Origin of the sequence: Shewanella sp. SM55, from assembly GCF_025654025.1 — a bacterium.
In the GTDB taxonomy this organism is placed as follows: Bacteria; Pseudomonadota; Gammaproteobacteria; order Enterobacterales; family Shewanellaceae; genus Shewanella; species Shewanella oncorhynchi.
In genome coordinates this window covers 341,373-359,460 of the sequence record NZ_JAKKRS010000003.1, presented here as the reverse complement: position 1 = coordinate 359,460, position 18,088 = coordinate 341,373, and the positions used below count along the sequence as shown (strand labels likewise).

Sequence of the window (18,088 nt, the reverse complement as noted above, 5' to 3'; positions counted from 1 at the left end):
TGTTAACGGCTTATTTACGCCGAGAAACCATCTAAAGTAGGAGTCAACCATCACGGTATTGCTCTAAAATTCATCTTTGCCTACACTTTGGCTCTGTGGCATAGTTTGCGGCTCAACTTAGTGAATGATCATTTATCATCGCCTTTCGAGTCATCTTTGTTGCAGCACAGCGGTTTTATCGGCGCATTGGTAACACTCACAATTTAGGATGGGACAGTCAGTATGTTATTTGCCAAACCCTCACTCACTGAAGAATCTCAATCGATTCGAGTTGCAAACACTAAGGGCGATAACCCACTGATTTGGCCGTTGCTTACGGTTTTACAAGCTTCAAATCAAAGTTGGAAAATCCATCACTTAGCCACTGAATTACAAACCCAAGGGCTGATCCACCAGCTTGATGAAAATCCGGGTAACGATTTATTCAAACGTAACTTCCTACTGATGAACGCCCTGTTTGAGCTACAAGAAATATTACTGCCCAAGCAATGGCTGCAAGTCAAAGCCATGGAAATTCAAATCTTCCGCTTAGTACCATCAAACGTTAACCTGCTGATAATGCAAGATACTTCCCTGCGTGAGTATTACCTCGATTGGAATAACTACGACACCAGCGAAAACGTAGTACGAGAATTACTTGAGGCATTCTGGAGCAATTATAAGAGCTATATTGGCTTAAATATCAATCTGATGAACAAAGGTAACGCGCTGCGAGTTTTCGAATTAGACGAGAGTGCTACCGCCCGTGATATCCGCAAGCAATGGCGTCGTTTAGCGCTCAAATGGCACCCAGACAGACCCGATGGCGATGCGGCGCGTTTTCGCGAGGTGTGCGAAGCTTGGCAGTCGCTTAGGGATATTGCGTAAGAATTTAGCCAGTGGTGATGCAGAACAGGGCTTTAATCAACATGCACCGACTTAGCAATGCGATCCTGCCTACAGTCCTGCCAAATCTAAGGTAAAACTTCCATTTAGATCACAGATTTAGCCTACTAGCTTCATGCCAATTCAGTCATAATTAAGCCTTTCCATTTAACCTGAACCTATGTGTCAACGCTGCCATTTTGGCTAGCTTAAATCCTAGGTTGAAGCTCACTCTATCTCTTATGTTGACCGTTGAATACCAACGATAACAACGACTGACATTGTGAATTCAATCCCACCGAATTTGAGGAAACTATGATTAAACAATTAGCCTTGGCTGTAACCTTAGCGATTGCACCATTGAGCACCTTTGCCGCCAATTTTGTTGAAGGCACACATTACACTCAAATCTCGACCAAAGCGCCTAGCAGCGAACCAAAACTCACTGAATTCTATTCATTTTATTGCCATAACTGCTTCAATATGGAAACCAACTATTTGCCTGATATCAAGGCGAACCTCAACAAACAGATAAGTTTCGACAATAAGCATGTCGACTTTATGAATAGCGACATTGGCACCGAAGTGATGCGTTCATTAGCCGTGATCCAAAGCGTTGATAACAAAGACGCCTTAACCCATGCCATGTTTACCGCAATCCAAGGTGCTGAGGGCGCAAACGGCCACGATCACAGTGCACCTGGCCATCAGCATGAGCCGCAAATTAACAGCCGTGATGACATCAAAAAAGTCTTCGCCCAATTTGGTGTCGATGCTGCTAAATACGATGAATTAGCCGATAGCAAAAGCACTAATGAAAAGCTTTCCCTGTGGCGCACCCAGCAGAATGAATTCAAAATCGACAGCGTACCCGCCTTTATCGTGAACGATAAATATGCGGTAAATTTAAACAGCATCAAAACCTTAGATGAGTTAATTGGGTTAATTAACTACCTTGCTGTTGAGAAAGATGCCGCCCCCGCTAAAACCTCATCGGGTGGCAGTCTAGGCTGGTTATTTCTAGTCTTCGCCGCCGCAATTGGTGTGACCCGTCAGCAACGTCTTAGCTAATTTAAAACAATCGTTGAAATAAAAAATGGCCTCCAAATTAGGAGGCCATTTTTATGCGTGTTCAATCCAAGCTATCGATATAAGCGCTCAATATGGGTTCTGCAGTTTATTGCCGAATAAAATCAAGAATATGGCTCGCTGCCAAGACGAGATGTAGGATCAAGAAACCAATAAAAGCCTGCGCAAAGACTTGATGATAACCACGCCATGTCAGTGCCGTTGGCGTCCCTTGAACGATAAACCAAACGAGGCCCGTAACCCCTGTAGCCACTAGCAACAGCATGCCGATACCTTCTATGGCACTAAACAGCCCTTTGCCACCAGCGACGGGGAATTTGCCTTTAGCAAGTCCAACAATATCTTGCTTTAACTGTGCCCAATCGCCCGCCAACCAGCCAAAGTATTGGTGCCACTTGCCACGCAAGGTATTGCTGAGTAAAAAAAGAATCCCAAGCACAGTGCACGCTAAACCTAAATATACATGCAAATAATCCCAAAAACTGGCGTTATCGGGTATCCGTCGGCCCATAAAAATCCACGGACTGGAACACACGAGTAAAATAGTCGACACGACAATCCACACATGCAGTTGCGCCATAATGACTCGGGATAAGGAGCGAAGTTTAGTCATCATACTGATCATATTTAATGCTCCTTTGCCCTTGTGACTAAGGCATACATACAGCTTGCAGGGCGCGAATAGAATAGGGCTAAATGAAGCACCGAAATTTGATATCAAGCTTAAGCGCTGTGGATCTGCTCACCAAACTCAGTCACTTTCTGCCAATCCGTGTATTCAACATTGGTAACAGGGTCAGTAGGTCCTTTAGTTAACCACATGATGAAACGGATAATATTTCTATCTAAAGCGTTATAGCCTTGGTAATTCAAGTTCCCCCCAAAAACGCGCAACAATTGTGGCCGCCAAGTGGTTTTACTTAAAAATGCCTGCATGTAAGGATTGGTCTCTGGGGTGTTTTTCTCGGGTTTACGTGCCACTAAGCTGACAGAGAAAAAACCACTGACCTTATCCGTCAATACGGCTTGATGCTTTTCAATAAACTCGTACAAACTTGGGTTATGTTTACCATGGCGAATACTGGCACCTATGATGATTTTGTCGAACTCAGTGAGCACTGGAGCGGCCTTGATATCGGCAGTAACCACTTCATTACCCAAAGCCATTAACTGCTGTGCGAGCTTTTTAGCAATCTTTTGGGTTTGGCCGTGAACACTAGAGTAAATGATAAGAATTCTTTTCAATTTAGCCTCGATTAATCCCAAGCAAAATAACAATAAGCAGCCTAGAAAAGACGGTGCAGGCGACTTAATTTCGACTCTCTATGCCCGTTTGGCATATCAAATGACATCACAACGCTCAGACTAAATGCGCTAAAAGTAGCAATGGACACCCAGAGTCATTGGCATTCCAGTGGAATTTAACTTGGTATGCAAAAGTAAAATGACAATTATGATATTTCATACTAGGTGATTTACCCGCCAATTTACATGAAATAGATCACGGGCTTAGCGCCAAACACCCCAAGTATATGCGGTAGTTTTAACTGCCTCACAAAAATAACGCCTTAGGTATATTCTCGCTTTAGCGTCTTTGTAACCGAGGGAGTTAATTCGCCTAAACATTGTTACAAAATTGAAAGGGATAAGTCACACCTTATATAGCCAACCTAAGAAAAAAGCATTAGCATTTGAACACTTATCGCCTGAGTCCCTTATCCATGAAAGCTATTCAAGCAAAAGATCCTAAAACACTCTTGCTGTGGATGACCTTTGTTATGTCACTCGTGTTTGCCGTTTGGCAGGCATTGCTCAACAACTTCGTGATTGAGAAAGCCCAATTCACTGGTGCTGAAATCGGCATGTTACAAAGCCTGCGCGAAATCCCCGGCTTCTTGGCTTTTACGGCAATTTTTGTGCTGCTGCTCATTCGAGAACAAGCCTTCGCCCTGCTCTCGCTCGCCATTTTATGTATCGGCGTAGCGGTAACAGGTTTCTTTCCTCAGGTCATAGGCCTGTATCTAACGACTGTGTTGATGTCTGTCGGGTTTCACTATTTTGAAACCATCAACCAATCGCTAACGCTGCAATGGGTCGATAAAAAAGACGCGGCTGGATTTATGGGGAAAGCACTGGCGTGGCGTTCGGCGGCCGCTTTAGTCGGTTATGCCAGCATTTGGCTAGTAATGACTTGGTTGAAGCTAGACTACCTGCATATGTATTTGATTATAGGCGTATTAGGTCTCATCATTGTGCTAACCATAACATGGTATTACCCCAAGTTTGAGACAACGGAAATACAACACAAAAAAATCATACTGCGTAAACGCTATTGGCTCTATTACCTGCTCACCTTTTTTTCAGGTGCGAGGCGGCAAATCTTTATGGTATTTGCGGGCTTTATGATGGTTGAAAAGTTTGGTTATAGCGTCAGTGAAATCACTGCGCTGTTCTTAATCAACTATGCCGTTAATCTACTGTTTGCGCCTGCTATTGGTCGTTTGATTGGACGTATTGGTGAGCGTAATGCGCTTACTGTGGAATATATTGGACTCATCTTAGTCTTTATCAGCTATGCCCTAGTCGAACAAGCCCATATGGCGGCAGCACTCTACGTCATCGATCATTTACTGTTTGCGATGGCAATTGCGATGAAAACCTATTTTCAAAAAATCGCCGACAGCAAAGACATTGCCGCCACTATGTCAGTCAGTTTCACCATAAACCACATAGCCGCAGTGATTATTCCTGTACTTTTGGGCTTATTATGGTTAACCGATCCCGCCTTTGTATTTTACATAGGGGCGGGCTTTGCCGTATGTTCGTTACTGCTAGCGCTGAATGTTCCGCGCCATCCTGAACCGGGTAATGAAACCTTATGGTCTTGGCCAACTAAAAGTGCGAAATCAATCGCTAAAGTCGTTAAATAAAACGGCATAATAACGAACCAAAGAATTGGCTTAACGAGATGCTCAAACTAAAGAGATGATCATCTAAAGTAAGCTACAACCGAATGTAAGAGTTCACTAAACCCTCACCTCAACCACAGTGTAGGCTCAAGGATTAATAACGCGATGAAGGATTCAGATATTTTACTGTTGGCAGAAGAAGGCGAGTCAGCATCCGAGGTATCCGCTCGCAAAAAAGCCCTGCTACTTGGTCGCCAATTAGGGCTCGCCAGTGAGCAAGAATATCGCCCTGCGAACGCCTCAATTGCCGAGCGAGCTCAACATAGAGCACGAAAGTTATCGAGCGAATATCAGGCCAATGTGGAAACCATTTTTGCCTTAGCCCTCAGTTATACCCACTCAGATGTCACTGGGGTCGATCTTGATCCCGATTGGAGCCATCAATTTTTCTTGATGGCGGAACAAATCCATAACCGTAAGATGCAAGATTTGTGGGCTCGGATATTGTCGAGCGAAATAGTGAATCCGGGAAACTTCAGTCTACGTACCCTAGCGCTGCTCAAGCAACTGACTCACAGAGAAGCACAAATTCTTGAAAAAGCCCTTGGCATGGCGGCTAAGGTAAATAACGAGCAGCGCCTAAAACTCATCAGTGGCTACCGCTTGTCAGGTGGGATTGGCCAGTATTTCCGTAAAAGCACCTCAGTCAATTTAGGCTTATCCCAGTTTGGGCTACCTTATTCCAGTATTTTGACCTTAGTCGATGCGGGAATACTTCACAGCAGTGAGTTCGAAACCGGCCTACTCAATAACAAAACACCGATTCAATTTGCCCTACAAGGCATACAAATGAAGCTTACGCCCAAGAGCGGTAATCTGCTTTTTAGCTATTATCGCTTAACACCGATTGGTGATGAACTCGCCCAACTCGTGCAACCTAAGCCGGATCAAGAATACTTGAAGGCTCTGCAGCTCTTATTTGCTAAAGACTTTAAAATAGAATAATGCTCACGCCATAAAAAATTATGAATCAATGGTATAGGCGGTAAAGCCCGGGAATAACAAAGGAGCCTAAAGGCTCCTTTTAAGCAAGATAAGGGCTAAATGTTAAGCTAGCGCTTTTGCCTTATCGGCATTGATAACATTGATTGCCGTCAGATAATCAATTAAGGCGCGTACTTGAGTCACTAAATCGCCTTTGCTGGTATCTATGGTTAACTCGGCGGCCAATGGCGCTTCATAGGGTGATGAAATACCAGTGAAATTGCTAATCTCGCCACTGCGCGCTTTCACATATAACCCCTTAGGGTCACGCTGCTCGCACACACTCAAAGGCGTAGCTACATGCACTTCAATAAACTGCCCCGCAGGAAAACGGGCACGAATACCATCACGTTCTTCACGGGTCGGTGATATAAATGCCGATAACACCACAAGCCCCGCATCCACCATCAATTTAGCCACTTCACCCACACGACGCAGGTTCTCATCACGGTCTTCAACCGTAAACCCTAAATCTTTACACAGGCCATGGCGCACATTATCACCATCGAGTAAATAAGTGTGGAATCCCGCCTCAAATAACGCCCGCTCTAATGCACCCGCCAGTGTTGACTTGCCCGCGCCAGAAAGTCCGGTAAACCAAAGTAGTACCGGGTTTTGGCCTTTCTGCTCGGCTCTGGCGGCTTGGTCTACAGGATGTTGATGCCACACGATATTTGTCATAAAAACTCCTCAATCCCCATGTTGACTAACCGCTAACATAAGGGCAATAAACTCAAGCTAATCACTAAAATGGAAAGATGATCGGCACCATAAATATCACTATCAGGGAATAAAGCACAGATAACGGCAATCCAAGGCGGACAAAGTCACTGAAGCGATAATTACCCGCATTAAATACCATCAAATTGGTCTGATAGCCGTAGGGTGAAATAAAGCTCGCGCTGGCACCAAAGACAACGGCCATAATAAAGGGCCTTGCATCGACACCGTAATTAAGCGCAATCGCGTAAGCGATAGGAAACGCCAGCGCCGCCGCTGCGTTATTGGTCACCAGTTCAGTCAGCAATAAAGTCATTAAATACACGCCGACAAAAGCGCCAAATACCCCATAACCGTTAATAACTGAGAGTAATCCTTGGGCTAAACTGTTCGCAAGGCCTGTACTCATCATCAAGTTGGCAAGCCCTAATGCACTCCCCACGATCACCACTAATTCCAATGGGAAACGGCGTTTAAGCTCAGCCAGTGTGACTGCGCCTATGGCAAAATAACTGAGCAGCAATATCACTAAACCCTTAGCCAAGGGTAATATGCCAGTGACACTCAGGATGATCGTTGCCGCAAAGCCCAGCAATACCCAACGACCACGACGACTGTCCAGACGCACATTCAAATCTAAGCCGCTAATCGCCGCAAATTCTGAACTTAATTTTGCGCTATTGCTAAAACCATCACCTGGCGTCAATAACAACACATCACCGGGTTGCAGAATAATGTCACCGAGTCCGCCCTTCAGCGGATGATTTCCGCGGCGAATGGCCATCACAGCCGCATCAAATTGCTCACGAAAACGCGATGCTTTCAACGAACTGCCCACTAAACTGGATGACGGTGCGAGTACAGCTTCAACTAAATTTTGTCCTTTGGCTTGATGTTTACCAAACCAATCTAAACCATCGAATTGGTGCAATAACTCAACCGATTCCACCGCGCCACTAAAGCGCAGCACGTCGTCCGCTTGCAACACTAACTGGGGCGGCACAGGGCAAATACAAATGCCACTGCGTTCTAATTCAACCAGATATAACTTTTTCAGCGCCCTAAGTTTATTATCCACCACACTGCGACCGACCAAGGACGAACCTTTCGCCACATGGGCTTCGAGCAAATATGGCAGCGCTTCTTCACCTGATTCTTCCCGTCTGTCGGGCAGAATGTTCGCCAGTAAGGTCAGTAACAAGATGCCTGCGACGACGATCACCACTGCAACTGGTGTAAACTCGAAGAACCCTAAGGCGGGTAAGCCGGCGTTTTCCACAAAGGAGTTCACAATCAAGTTGGTCGAGGTACCAATCAGGGTCAGTGTGCCACCTAAAATTGCCGCATAATTTAACGGCAATAATAACTTAGCCGGCGCGTGTGCCTGATTGCGGCGCACAACACCAATCAGTGATGCCACAACTGCAGTGTTATTGGTAAATGACGACAGTAAAGCCGTCGAAAAACCGAGCTTTGCGATTGTCATAGGCAAAGAACTATTGCCTATGACTTGACTCAACTTTCCCAGCAGGGACGTTTTTTCTAATGCTGTCGCGGCCAACACCAACAGGACAAGCGTGACTAAGCCAATATTGGTAAAGCTTGTTAATGCGGTATCGAGCGCAACCATGCCAAGCAAATAACAGAGCAAAAATGCAAATAAAAACAATACCGCTGGATTGATACGGCCACTAATTAAGCCAGCCACAAGCCCTATCAAAATAATCGCTAATAGCCACAAGTCACTCACAAATTAAGCTCCAAGCTTAGTGATATCTATCGCTTGCCAATGGGGGAAGTGTTTACGCACTAAGGCATTAAACTCGACTTCAAAGGCACTAAATTGTGATGCTGTTTGCTTGTTAACATGTTGACCCGACACCACCATAACCGCGGCAACCGTCGCATTACTCAGGCGGTCGATTAAGATCATTCCGCCGGTATCGCGTACTAACGAATATGCATCAAACACTATGTCTTCGGTCAGTTCTAAGGTCACACGCGCAATGGCGTTTAACCCAAGAGTGTCCGTCGCACTGCGTGCTAAGGTATTAACGTCAACCACATAATCGATAGCAGTCACAGAGGCTTGCGTCTTCTTACCGGCCACTTTGATGTCGTATAACTGACCAAGTTGTAATGGCTTTTCATCCATCCACACTATGTCAGCGCTGATCACGTTAGCGACGGCTGGCGCAGAATCGGGTTTTGCCAGTAAATCGCCACGGGAAATATCAATTTCATCTTCCAGCGTGATAGTCACAGCTTGGCCTGCAACCGCTTCTTGTATGTCACCATCGAAGGTCACAATACGTTCAACCTTGCTGCGTTTGCCCGATGGCAAAGCGACTAACTCGTCGCCGACATTAATGATGCCAGAGGCTAAAGTGCCCGCAAAACCGCGAAAATCTAAGTGAGGGCGCGACACATATTGCACAGGGAAACGCACAGGCAATGAGCTGAGTTCACGCTGAGTATCAATGGTTTCTAACAGTTCAAGCAGTGTACCGCCTTGATACCAAGGGCTTTGGGTGCTGCGCTCAACCACGTTGTCACCATTAAGCGCCGATAACGGCACAAAGTGGATATCGAGATTACCGAAATCTTTAACAAAATCCGTAAAATCGGCACGAATACGGTTGAATACTTGCTCGTCAAACCCAAGCAAATCCATCTTATTCACGGCCACAACAAAGTGACGAATACCCAGTAATGACGCGATAAACGCATGGCGCTTAGTCTGAGTCTGCACGCCGTAGCGGGCATCGACTAAAATCACCGCTAAATCACAGGTTGATGCACCCGTTGCCATGTTGCGAGTGTACTGCTCATGCCCTGGCGTATCGGCGATGATGAACTTGCGCTTATCACTTGAAAAATAACGATAAGCCACATCGATAGTGATGCCCTGCTCGCGCTCAGCTTGTAGGCCATCCACCAGTAAGGCTAAGTCAATGGCTTCACCTGTGGTGCCCATCTTAGCGCTGTCGCTCTTTAGGCTCGCTAATTGATCTTCATAGATCTGGGCGCTGTCGTGTAACAGACGGCCGATTAAGGTACTTTTACCATCGTCAACACTGCCACAGGTTAAAAAACGCAGTAAGCCTTTGTGTTGCTGCAGGGCTAGATATTCTTTCACACCATGGAGGGTAATTTCTGCCGCCATGAGATTGGTTTTATTGACCGCTTTGTCCATCATATTCTCACTCTTGATCTGCTTGGCTGAAGATCGCGCTGATTAGCGCCACCTTCGCGAAATAGGGTTAACCCTGTAGAGATTAGAAGTAGCCTTGACGCTTCTTCTGCTCCATAGAGGCGCTTTGATCTGAGTCGATCAATCGGCCCTGACGTTCGCTCGAACGGGTTAACAGCATTTCTTCAATAATCTTTTCTAGACTGTCGGCCTCAGAATACATGGCGGCCGTGAGTGGGTAGCAACCTAAGGTTCTAAAACGCACCACTGCTTCTTTAATCTGCTCGCCCTCGGCTAACTTCATCCGCTCGTCATCGGCCATGATTAACTGACCACCGCGCTCAACCACTTTACGTTTAGCAGCAAAGTACAAAGGCACTAACTCAATGTTTTCTTGATAAATATATTGCCAAATATCCAGCTCAGTCCAGTTAGATAATGGGAACACGCGAATACTTTCGCCCTTGTTCACTGCGCCGTTATAGGTGCGCCATAATTCTGGACGTTGGTTTTTAGGGTCCCATCTGTGGTGACGGTCGCGGAAGGAATACACGCGCTCTTTGGCGCGGGATTTTTCTTCATCGCGGCGAGCCCCACCGAAAGCCGCATCGAAACCATATTGGTTAAGTGCTTGCTTTAAACCTTGGGTTTTCATGATGTCAGTGTGTTTCGCACTACCATGGTCGAAGGGGTTAATTCCCTGCGCCAAACCTTCTGAGTTGATGTGCGTCAGTAACTCGAAGCCAAATTTCTTTGCCTGCACATCACGAAACGCGATCATCTCTTTGAATTTCCAACCTGTATCGACATGCAGTAGCGGGAATGGGATCTTGCCTGGATAAAAGGCTTTACGTGCTAAATGCAACATAACGGAAGAATCTTTCCCGATGGAATACAACATCACAGGATTATCGAATTCGGCTGCAACTTCACGAATGATCTGGATGCTCTCAGCTTCCAGTTGTTGTAAGTGGCTTAGTTCACGCCCGGCCATACTATTCTCCGTTACCTTAAATTCGCCGTGTTACCACAGCATGGATTAGCTTAATTTGTTTAACTGCTTAATAGCTTTAACTGTTTACGGCTTAGCTTATCGACGCGCCCGAGACTCTAACCGATTGAGTCTGTTCATCGCTGACCTGAGTCGATTCAATCGCTTCAGGTTTGAACCAATGCAAGGTGTCACTCAGCGTGACAACTTCACCTATGATCATCAAAGCTGGCATTTGTAATTCTGGATCGGCGGCAAGCTGTTCAAGCTCACCTAAACGGCCGATAAAACGACGTTGCTCTTTAGTGGTTGCCTTTGACACTATCGCCACGGGCGTTTCAGGGCTTCGGCCCGCATCGACTAGACCTTGACGAATAATGCCTGCGTTCAGAATCCCCATATACACGACTAAGGTATTGTTAGGATTAGCATAACCTTGCCAATCCATAGGACGACTCTCTAACTGACAATGGCCAGTGATAAAAGTGACGCCTTGGGCATGGTCTCTGTGGGTTAGGGGTATTCCCGCATAGGCTGACGTGCCGCTGGCAGCGGTAATGCCGGGAACGACTTCAAACTCAACCCCAGCTTCAACTAAAGTTTGTAACTCTTCGCCCCCGCGACCGAAAATAAAAGGATCGCCACCTTTAAGGCGCACCACATTTTTACGGGTGTAGGCTTTAGTGACAAGTAACTGATTAATCTCGTCCTGTGCGGCGCTATGCTTGCCCGCACGTTTACCTACGGCAATCTTCTCAGCGTCTTTGGGAATAAGATCGAGGATATCTTGGCTGACTAAAGCATCGTATAGCACTGCATCAGCGGTTTTAAGGATGCGCCATGCCTTTAACGTCAATAACTCAACGTCGCCGGGACCGGCACCCACCAGCCAGACTTTGCCTTTGGCCGCTTGGCCCGGTAAAGAGAAAATTTCCATCAGAATCCCCAAGATCACTTTAGTCTGTAGAAATATAGCGCGTCTTATATTCCATAATAAATAGATAATTATTAGTTTTTATATCATTTAGATATAAAAGAATGAGTGACCACTCACTTAAAGTGGGGAAAACCTTGGGTTTCAAAATCAAAAATGCCCTAAATCCAAGTTAACCCATTGAAATAAAAATGACTTAATAAGATTAAGCGAATTGCATCAAAATAATTTCTGTCCGCTAAGTGCATGATTTTGGCACTATGTTATTGCCAAAAATTCTACCTAAACATGTCTCTATGGGACTAAAAATGGCTGACTACAAGATTTGTCATTAAGTGACGCCGGATTTTTCCATAACCATAAATTCACTTTCTAATGTTAAGCTGGAAATAACTATCTTTGTTGAGTACGACTGACAAATAAATAAACACATCAAGGAGGGCAGATGAAACCACTTTACTCAGGTATTGCATTGGCAGGGCTATTAGCCTGTACGGACATAAATGCCGAAGAATCATTAGTCAAAGGAAGAGTAAAAGATGAACTTGCCACGGCGGATCTACCTTTTGTGATTACGCCACATAAAGTGAATTACCTTTTACCAGTCACCTACAGCCCAGATCCCAACATGGCACCTTTCACCGAAGATGCAATACTCAACCCCTATTCATTAGATGAGTTTGAGGCTAAGTTCCAAATCAGTTTTAAATTTCCTATTTGGTACAATGTGTTTGGTGATAATGGCCATTTATTTTTTGCTTACACCAATCAATCCTATTGGCAGGTTTATAACAAAGACACTTCATCGCCTTTTAGGGAAACCAATCACGAACCTGAAGTTTTTATGCTGTTTAATAACGATTGGAAAATTGGCAGTGTGACCAATTCCTTTTGGGGATTTGGTGCCGTACATCAATCGAATGGTAAAGCAGGGCCACTTTCCCGCAGTTGGAATCGACTCTATGCCACTATGATTTTTGATGCAGGCCCACTCGCCTTCTCCACCAAAGTGTGGTGGCGTATTCCTGAAGATGAAAAGACAGATCCATATAAAGCCAGCGGCGACGATAACCCTAATATTGATGACTATATAGGTAAAGCAGAGTTTATTGGCGTTTATGGTATCGATGAACATAGATTCACTTTAACCGTTAAAACGAATCTAGAAGATATCGACAGAGGCTCAGCAGAACTGACTTGGAGTCATCCTATCGTCGGCAACTTACGCTTTTATACTCAATACTTTAATGGTTATGGCGAAAGCCTAATCGATTACAACTATCACAATCAACGTATTGGTATCGGAATTTCACTCAACGATATTCTTTAAGAAAGATATACCCACTTGATCCCGCTATTTAAGATTGTTTGGGTATATAAAGTGACTAAGTACAAAAATCGACCATAATTTGCTGCTAATCTACCAAACCTGCTGCTAAATTGCTCAGATGGACCTGAGTTTATGGCTCAGCGGGACGATTTACATTGATCCGAATGGCATTTAAGCCGATAGTCGCACACCTTTTTGTGCCCTGAAGCAGAGCCTTAACATCATGGAGGAATATGAGTTTTAGCTACCGCAGCATAGTCATGCTACTCAGTGTCATTATTTTCGCGAGCTTACTTAAGCTCGCGTTTTTCGCTGTGCCAAAAGATAGCGCTGCACCAGTGCTGAATGCACAAGAGGTACGCCAAGATCTCTATGCCTTATTGGATCAAATCGAGCAACACTCAGCGTTTTATGCCTTAACGGCCGACAAAGCCAACCCGCAGCTTAAATTTATGGCTAGCCTTATTGTTGAACAGTATCAAGATATTACTCCCAATGATCGCTTTGCTGCTGAAGTCACTAAATTACTCAATACCCTCAAAGATCCAGGCGCTCAAGTGCATAACTTCGATGATCAAAGCGGCGATCTCCCGTTAACGCTAAGGCCAGTCAACGACCAATGGTTAGCCTTGGATAACGGTAATAATCCAGTCAACAACGACTTCCCCTTTATCACTCATATCGATGGTTTACCTATGAGCAAATGGGTAGCGACCAGCCAAGCCTACTTACCTGAGCCGACAAAACAGAGCCAAGAAATGCAGTTACCTTGGCTGAAAAAACTTAACCTACTGCGCGAAGACTTAGGACTCAGCATAAAGCCCTATGTAGTCATTACGCTAATTAATGATGACCTGCAAAGCCAGCAGGTGACTCTCGCCCTGCCAAGCCATAAACCGCAAGTTCAATTAGCAACTATCAGTGAAAAAGACGAGACTCAAGATATTAATGTGCTCGAGTTTATTAACCAATTATCTCAATTTGAACGCACCGAATTTCAAGACATGCCAAATCAATTAGAGACGGTCAACAATACGACGGTCAAACTTAAGATCAGCGATCTCTACGCCTTTGAATTAGATAAAGAACAACAGCAAGAACTGCTCAAAGGCATGACACATCCATTACTGATCATTGATTTACGTGATGCCAGTGGCTTTAGTCCGAAATTATTGACTATGCTGTCGCGATATCAAGATGCGGATTTAAATAACACTTTAGCACCTAACGTGATGGGATTTGCGCACTATCGCCGCTCACCAGAGCTGAGAAATGACTATCTACAGCCGCTCAATTTTATGCCTCTGGATGCGTTAGAGTACAGTCAACCTAAGCTCAAATCTCTCACCCGTAACTTACCCTCTGTCGATAAAGAGAAATTCAGCCCTTGGTATGTTCGCACTAAGCCTGCGGTGGCTCCTGAAGGGCGAAATCGCTTAGCTCTACTCGTGAGTCCCCATTGTCGCCAAGAATGCGAGTGGATTGCCTATCGTACTAAATCTTGGTCTAGGGCAAATTTGATTGGTGAAAAAACCTCAGGCGACTTTGCACGTCAGTATCATTTCAAACTGCCAAACAGTGGATTAAACATAAGATTCAGCAGTTCGTTAACCTATGATGCACAGGGGCAACTCCTGTCCGGTATCGGGACTGAACCGGATATTTTGCTCCCTCAGAACAGTGATATTCAATGGCAAGGGCTCGTTAGTTTAATGCGCTCCGCCAAGCCAAAAGCACAACTTGTACTGCCAGCACAGCACACTAAGTTGGCTCAAGCTAAGCTAAATTAAGCCAAAAAAAGAGCCAGCAATCTGCAGGCTCTTTTTAAGCAAATATGAGTTTACTAACGCATTACTTCTTTTCAGTCGCTTTAGAATTGGCGACTGAACCTATGACCAAGCCTTGCTTATTCACATCAAAGCTCATTTGAACTCGCATGTTGTAATCTTTAAGCATTTGCATTTCTTCAGGGATCGGCTCACCGCTCATTTCTAACAGTGTAAGCACTGGCGTAAACATCTTGCCGTAATCAGCAGACAAGCTGTACATGCCATTCGCTGACAGTTTCTCGCCTGCTAATTTGTTGGCTAAAGCTAAGCCTTTATCACCGCTATACACCACTAAATGTTGACCTTTAATCGCCAGCATTGGCTTAACACCTAACTCTGGAGGCAACATCAATATTGGAGATAAATCAGTAGCATCGCCGTTATCGGCTAATTGCACTTCAGCCAGCATAGGGGCGAAAGGTTTGACCATATTGAACAACATGGATGGGTTTTCGGCGCTAAGGCTGACTAAAGCATCTAAGCTTTCTAACTTAGGCTCTTGATCTTGTGTGCTCATTTTAAAATCGAGCAATGAAACGCTCATGCCTTTCACACCGTTAGCCATGCCAGTAAACATGCCTAGCATAGCAGGGCTCTGTTGGCTCAACTCAGCCTGCAACTCTGCCAATGGTGTACAGGTCAGTTGTGGCTTTTGCAGATCATCCCAAATAGCCGTTAATGAAGGGGTAATTTCATTGATATCTAAACCTATACCCATGGAGAAGATTGTGCTGTCGATATCCGCCAGATGCGATGGAATAAAACCACGCATCTTTTGCATTGCCGCAAGAATAGGTTGATTCTTCGTTTCGACAACAAATGAAGCCGCCATATGGCTTTCTTTTTCAGTCACAGAAAACGCCGTTAAACCAGCAACGGTACGCGGCCAGTTAGCGGCAATCGCAGTCAGTTCGGTACGACATTCTGGTGTTCTGATTTGAGCTAATGGATCTTCACCCTCACTTTCATCAGCAAAAAATTGAGTCAGTTGCTTAGCTAGCATATTGCTATCTGCAGAGGTCAATGCCTTTACAATTTCCACATGGTTAATAAAGCTAATGCTGTCATCTTTAAAACCATGGGTCTTAATAATATCTTCTAATATGCCAGAAGCGGCTAATGACTGCGGCGCCTTCTTAATACCAAATGCCATTTCTAATAACTCAGGCTCGGTAATAGAGGTGCTGAAAGTCATCGTTAATATGCCATCTTTCTGGGCAAATAACAGTTCAGCTTTCTCTGCTGAGCTTTCATCCGATAGTGCATAAGCGCGATAATCAACATCGCCCACTTTACGCATTTCGTGGGTTACACCACTGTCTTTTTCGGCTTTATCTAATACAGCCCAAAATGCTTCAGCCTGATTAACATCAATCTTTAATACTGGCAAAGCACCTAAAGTATAAATATAAGGTTTAACTTCATCGGGGAAACCGAAGGTTTTTAACAGTAAGGCAGGATCTTTCATCCCATCCATATACTGCTGATAAATGCTAACGAAGAACTTGCCCATAGGGCTATCCTGCACACCGAGTTCATCAAGCGTGTTACTTGGATATTGCTGATAATTTCCAGAAATAGACTGTAAATACGCTTTTAACGGGAAGGGTTTTAACTGGCCCGAAAATATCGGCGTATCGGCAGGCACATAGTCGAGCAAAGGATTAGCAGAGGCACTAGAACCCGCGCCATTCTGCATATACCAATAACCACCAGCACCTGCTGCAATAATTGCCGCGGCAATCACAATCTTTTTCATTTAAGAAACTCCATTTAATGACATTCAATTTTATGAAAACAATACCTAAAGAACTCACCTTAGGTATTTAAATATTTATCCGCTCTTACATATCCCTTACGCAGATAATGCAAAATCAGAAAACACAACAACTCAGCCCTACGCAATACAAACCCAGTTTAAAATGCTTAGGCTAAGCGAAACTAAGGTATAAAATTTTCCCGATAATTTAACATTAAACCGACACAGAAGCGAACAGGATAGGAGTTCGCAGCATTAAAAACGCATTAGAATTAACGTTTATTAAACATAACTCCAATCTTATTTCAATTCGGTAATAAAACATCTCAAAGTCATCGACGATTAAGCAAAGAACTCAATGACAAATTAAGCTCATCTCACTCAAACTACCTCACCAGAGCGTCATCGTGCTTCGTGGACTTTTTTAAGCGTGACGTCACCTAGCTGACGCATTTGCTTACGGATCCAAGCAGAGCGCTGCTGCACATACGATGACGGTGGAGACACCTTATAGCGCCAAGGATTGGGTAAAATGGCTGCGAGTAATGAGGCCTCGTATTGGGTAAGTTTTGCCGCTGACTTTCCAAAATAATGCTTTGATGCCGCTTCGGCGCCGTAAATGCCTGGGCCAAATTCTACAATATTTAAATACACTTCAAGAATACGCGACTTATCCCAAGTCAACTCCATCAATAACGTAAACCAAGCTTCCAATCCCTTACGAAAGAAACTGCGACTCGACCACATAAAAAGGTTTTTCGCCGCCTGCTGACTTAAGGTACTTGCCCCGCGGACTTTGGTACCTTTTTGGTTGTATTTCAGTGCCGAACTTATCGCGGCTAAATCGAATCCAGTATGCTCAACAAAACGTTGATCTTCCGCAGCAATCACAGCCAATTGTAATTCGGGAGAAATTTGCGCTAAATCGCGCCATTGATGCCTGATCTCACCGATAGGAGCAGGTGGAAATAAGGCACGTTCGATACGCCAAGTCCACATAGGAGGATCGACGAATCGTAGTAGGATCACTAATAAAATTGAGCAAATAAATACCCAAACTAATCCCTTAAATAACCAAGACAATAAACGACGAAAACCACGCTTTCGTCTCTGAGGTGCTGGGTCACTCGACTTATTGACACTTGGACGCCTGACATGATCTCGCATCGCATATAAAGGGGCCGTCATTTATACCATCTCATCCACACACTCTCATTTCTTGTTTCTCATCTATCCAGTCAATCCCATTACAAGGATTCTTTGGGGCAACCTAGGCTTACAGAAAATATTCTAAAGCTTTACGCGAGTTGCAAGCTGATCATGCTACGAGAGTAAAGGAAACACCAAGGATATCTTACTCGATAATCAAAGATAGGTTGAGAAATAACCATAACAAGAACAAATCACTATTGGAGATTGACTGGGG

General features: G+C 44.6%; 15 protein-coding genes. 6 read left to right on the top strand and 9 right to left on the bottom strand.

What is annotated here, in order from left to right; all coding sequences use genetic code 11:
• Positions 1 to 222 precede the first annotated feature (222 nt).
• Both L5L91_RS06910 and L5L91_RS06905 read left to right on the top strand, forming a co-directional pair.
• Positions 223 to 867 (top strand): DNA-J related domain-containing protein, encoded by a 645-nt coding sequence (locus L5L91_RS06910; RefSeq protein ID WP_131524261.1) that lies wholly within the window; start codon positions 223 to 225, stop codon positions 865 to 867.
• Positions 868 to 1,179: 312 nt separating this feature from the next.
• A complete protein-coding gene (locus tag L5L91_RS06905) occupies positions 1,180 to 1,935 on the top strand; it encodes a DsbA family protein (RefSeq protein WP_105251591.1) in 756 nt (251 codons plus the stop codon).
• Between the two features lie 106 nt (positions 1,936 to 2,041).
• Here L5L91_RS06905 and L5L91_RS06900 read toward each other — a convergent pair whose 3' ends face one another.
• Both L5L91_RS06900 and hemG read right to left on the bottom strand, forming a co-directional pair.
• A complete protein-coding gene (locus L5L91_RS06900) occupies positions 2,042 to 2,569 on the bottom strand; it encodes a cytochrome b/b6 domain-containing protein (RefSeq protein ID WP_263236006.1) in 528 nt (175 codons plus the stop codon).
• Positions 2,570 to 2,676: 107 nt separating this feature from the next.
• Positions 2,677 to 3,198: a menaquinone-dependent protoporphyrinogen IX dehydrogenase gene (hemG, locus tag L5L91_RS06895; RefSeq protein ID WP_028761755.1), complete on the bottom strand. Its 522-nt coding sequence runs from the start codon at positions 3,196 to 3,198 to the stop codon at positions 2,677 to 2,679.
• Between the two features lie 476 nt (positions 3,199 to 3,674).
• Between hemG and L5L91_RS06890 the strand changes: the two genes are divergently transcribed.
• Positions 3,675 to 4,883 carry an MFS transporter gene (locus tag L5L91_RS06890; protein WP_263146417.1) on the top strand — a complete coding sequence of 403 codons (1,209 nt, stop codon included), beginning with the start codon at positions 3,675 to 3,677 and terminating at the stop codon, positions 4,881 to 4,883.
• A gap of 144 nt (positions 4,884 to 5,027) precedes the next feature.
• Entirely contained in the window at positions 5,028 to 5,867 is an 840-nt protein-coding gene (locus tag L5L91_RS06885; protein ID WP_198571838.1) for a TIGR03899 family protein, read from the top strand.
• Between the two features lie 102 nt (positions 5,868 to 5,969).
• On the opposite strand, the gene cysC is transcribed toward L5L91_RS06885, so the two are convergent.
• The 5 genes from cysC to cobA form a co-directional block, all read right to left on the bottom strand.
• Positions 5,970 to 6,587, bottom strand: coding sequence for an adenylyl-sulfate kinase (cysC, locus tag L5L91_RS06880; protein WP_105251589.1), 618 nt, complete (start codon positions 6,585 to 6,587; stop codon positions 5,970 to 5,972).
• Positions 6,588 to 6,651: 64 nt separating this feature from the next.
• Entirely contained in the window at positions 6,652 to 8,376 is a 1,725-nt protein-coding gene (locus tag L5L91_RS06875; RefSeq protein WP_263146420.1) for an SLC13 family permease, read from the bottom strand.
• Positions 8,377 to 8,379: 3 nt separating this feature from the next.
• The gene (gene cysN / locus L5L91_RS06870; protein WP_219233805.1) at positions 8,380 to 9,822 is read right to left on the bottom strand and encodes a sulfate adenylyltransferase subunit CysN; all 1,443 of its coding nucleotides are present in this window, start codon (positions 9,820 to 9,822) and stop codon (positions 8,380 to 8,382) included.
• A gap of 82 nt (positions 9,823 to 9,904) precedes the next feature.
• Positions 9,905 to 10,813, bottom strand: a complete 909-nt coding sequence (cysD, locus tag L5L91_RS06865; RefSeq protein ID WP_263146422.1) for a sulfate adenylyltransferase subunit CysD — start codon at positions 10,811 to 10,813, stop codon at positions 9,905 to 9,907.
• A gap of 91 nt (positions 10,814 to 10,904) precedes the next feature.
• Positions 10,905 to 11,747, bottom strand: coding sequence for a uroporphyrinogen-III C-methyltransferase (gene cobA, locus L5L91_RS06860; RefSeq protein WP_173496781.1), 843 nt, complete (start codon positions 11,745 to 11,747; stop codon positions 10,905 to 10,907).
• A 442-nt stretch (positions 11,748 to 12,189) separates the two neighbouring features.
• Here cobA and L5L91_RS06855 point away from each other — a divergent pair, with 442 nt between their 5' ends.
• Both L5L91_RS06855 and L5L91_RS06850 read left to right on the top strand, forming a co-directional pair.
• Positions 12,190 to 13,074, top strand: coding sequence for a phospholipase A (locus L5L91_RS06855; protein WP_113939007.1), 885 nt, complete (start codon positions 12,190 to 12,192; stop codon positions 13,072 to 13,074).
• Between the two features lie 233 nt (positions 13,075 to 13,307).
• A complete protein-coding gene (locus L5L91_RS06850) occupies positions 13,308 to 14,864 on the top strand; it encodes a S41 family peptidase (protein WP_263235971.1) in 1,557 nt (518 codons plus the stop codon).
• Between the two features lie 61 nt (positions 14,865 to 14,925).
• Here the strand turns inward: L5L91_RS06850 and L5L91_RS06845 are convergent, their stop codons facing one another.
• Both L5L91_RS06845 and mtgA read right to left on the bottom strand, forming a co-directional pair.
• Positions 14,926 to 16,662 carry a hypothetical protein gene (locus L5L91_RS06845; RefSeq protein ID WP_263146428.1) on the bottom strand — a complete coding sequence of 579 codons (1,737 nt, stop codon included), beginning with the start codon at positions 16,660 to 16,662 and terminating at the stop codon, positions 14,926 to 14,928.
• 402 nt (positions 16,663 to 17,064) lie between these two features.
• On the bottom strand, positions 17,065 to 17,850 hold the full coding sequence (gene mtgA / locus L5L91_RS06840) for a monofunctional biosynthetic peptidoglycan transglycosylase (RefSeq protein ID WP_212600420.1): 786 nt from the start codon (positions 17,848 to 17,850) through the stop codon (positions 17,065 to 17,067).
• Positions 17,851 to 18,088 lie beyond the last annotated feature (238 nt).

Coding starts and splice junctions, on each gene's coding strand:
- L5L91_RS06910 (WP_131524261.1), top strand. CDS start 223: ATGTTATTTGCCAAACCCTCACTCACTGAAGAATCTCAATCGATTCGA.
- L5L91_RS06885 (WP_198571838.1), top strand. CDS start 5,028: ATGAAGGATTCAGATATTTTACTGTTGGCAGAAGAAGGCGAGTCAGCA.
- cysD (WP_263146422.1), bottom strand. CDS start 10,813: ATGGCCGGGCGTGAACTAAGCCACTTACAACAACTGGAAGCTGAGAGC.
- L5L91_RS06850 (WP_263235971.1), top strand. CDS start 13,308: ATGAGTTTTAGCTACCGCAGCATAGTCATGCTACTCAGTGTCATTATT.
- L5L91_RS06905 (WP_105251591.1), top strand. CDS start 1,180: ATGATTAAACAATTAGCCTTGGCTGTAACCTTAGCGATTGCACCATTG.
- L5L91_RS06845 (WP_263146428.1), bottom strand. CDS start 16,662: ATGAAAAAGATTGTGATTGCCGCGGCAATTATTGCAGCAGGTGCTGGT.
- cysC (WP_105251589.1), bottom strand. CDS start 6,587: ATGACAAATATCGTGTGGCATCAACATCCTGTAGACCAAGCCGCCAGA.
- L5L91_RS06890 (WP_263146417.1), top strand. CDS start 3,675: ATGAAAGCTATTCAAGCAAAAGATCCTAAAACACTCTTGCTGTGGATG.
- L5L91_RS06900 (WP_263236006.1), bottom strand. CDS start 2,569: ATGATGACTAAACTTCGCTCCTTATCCCGAGTCATTATGGCGCAACTG.
- cobA (WP_173496781.1), bottom strand. CDS start 11,747: ATGGAAATTTTCTCTTTACCGGGCCAAGCGGCCAAAGGCAAAGTCTGG.
- mtgA (WP_212600420.1), bottom strand. CDS start 17,850: ATGACGGCCCCTTTATATGCGATGCGAGATCATGTCAGGCGTCCAAGT.
- L5L91_RS06855 (WP_113939007.1), top strand. CDS start 12,190: ATGAAACCACTTTACTCAGGTATTGCATTGGCAGGGCTATTAGCCTGT.
- cysN (WP_219233805.1), bottom strand. CDS start 9,822: ATGGACAAAGCGGTCAATAAAACCAATCTCATGGCGGCAGAAATTACC.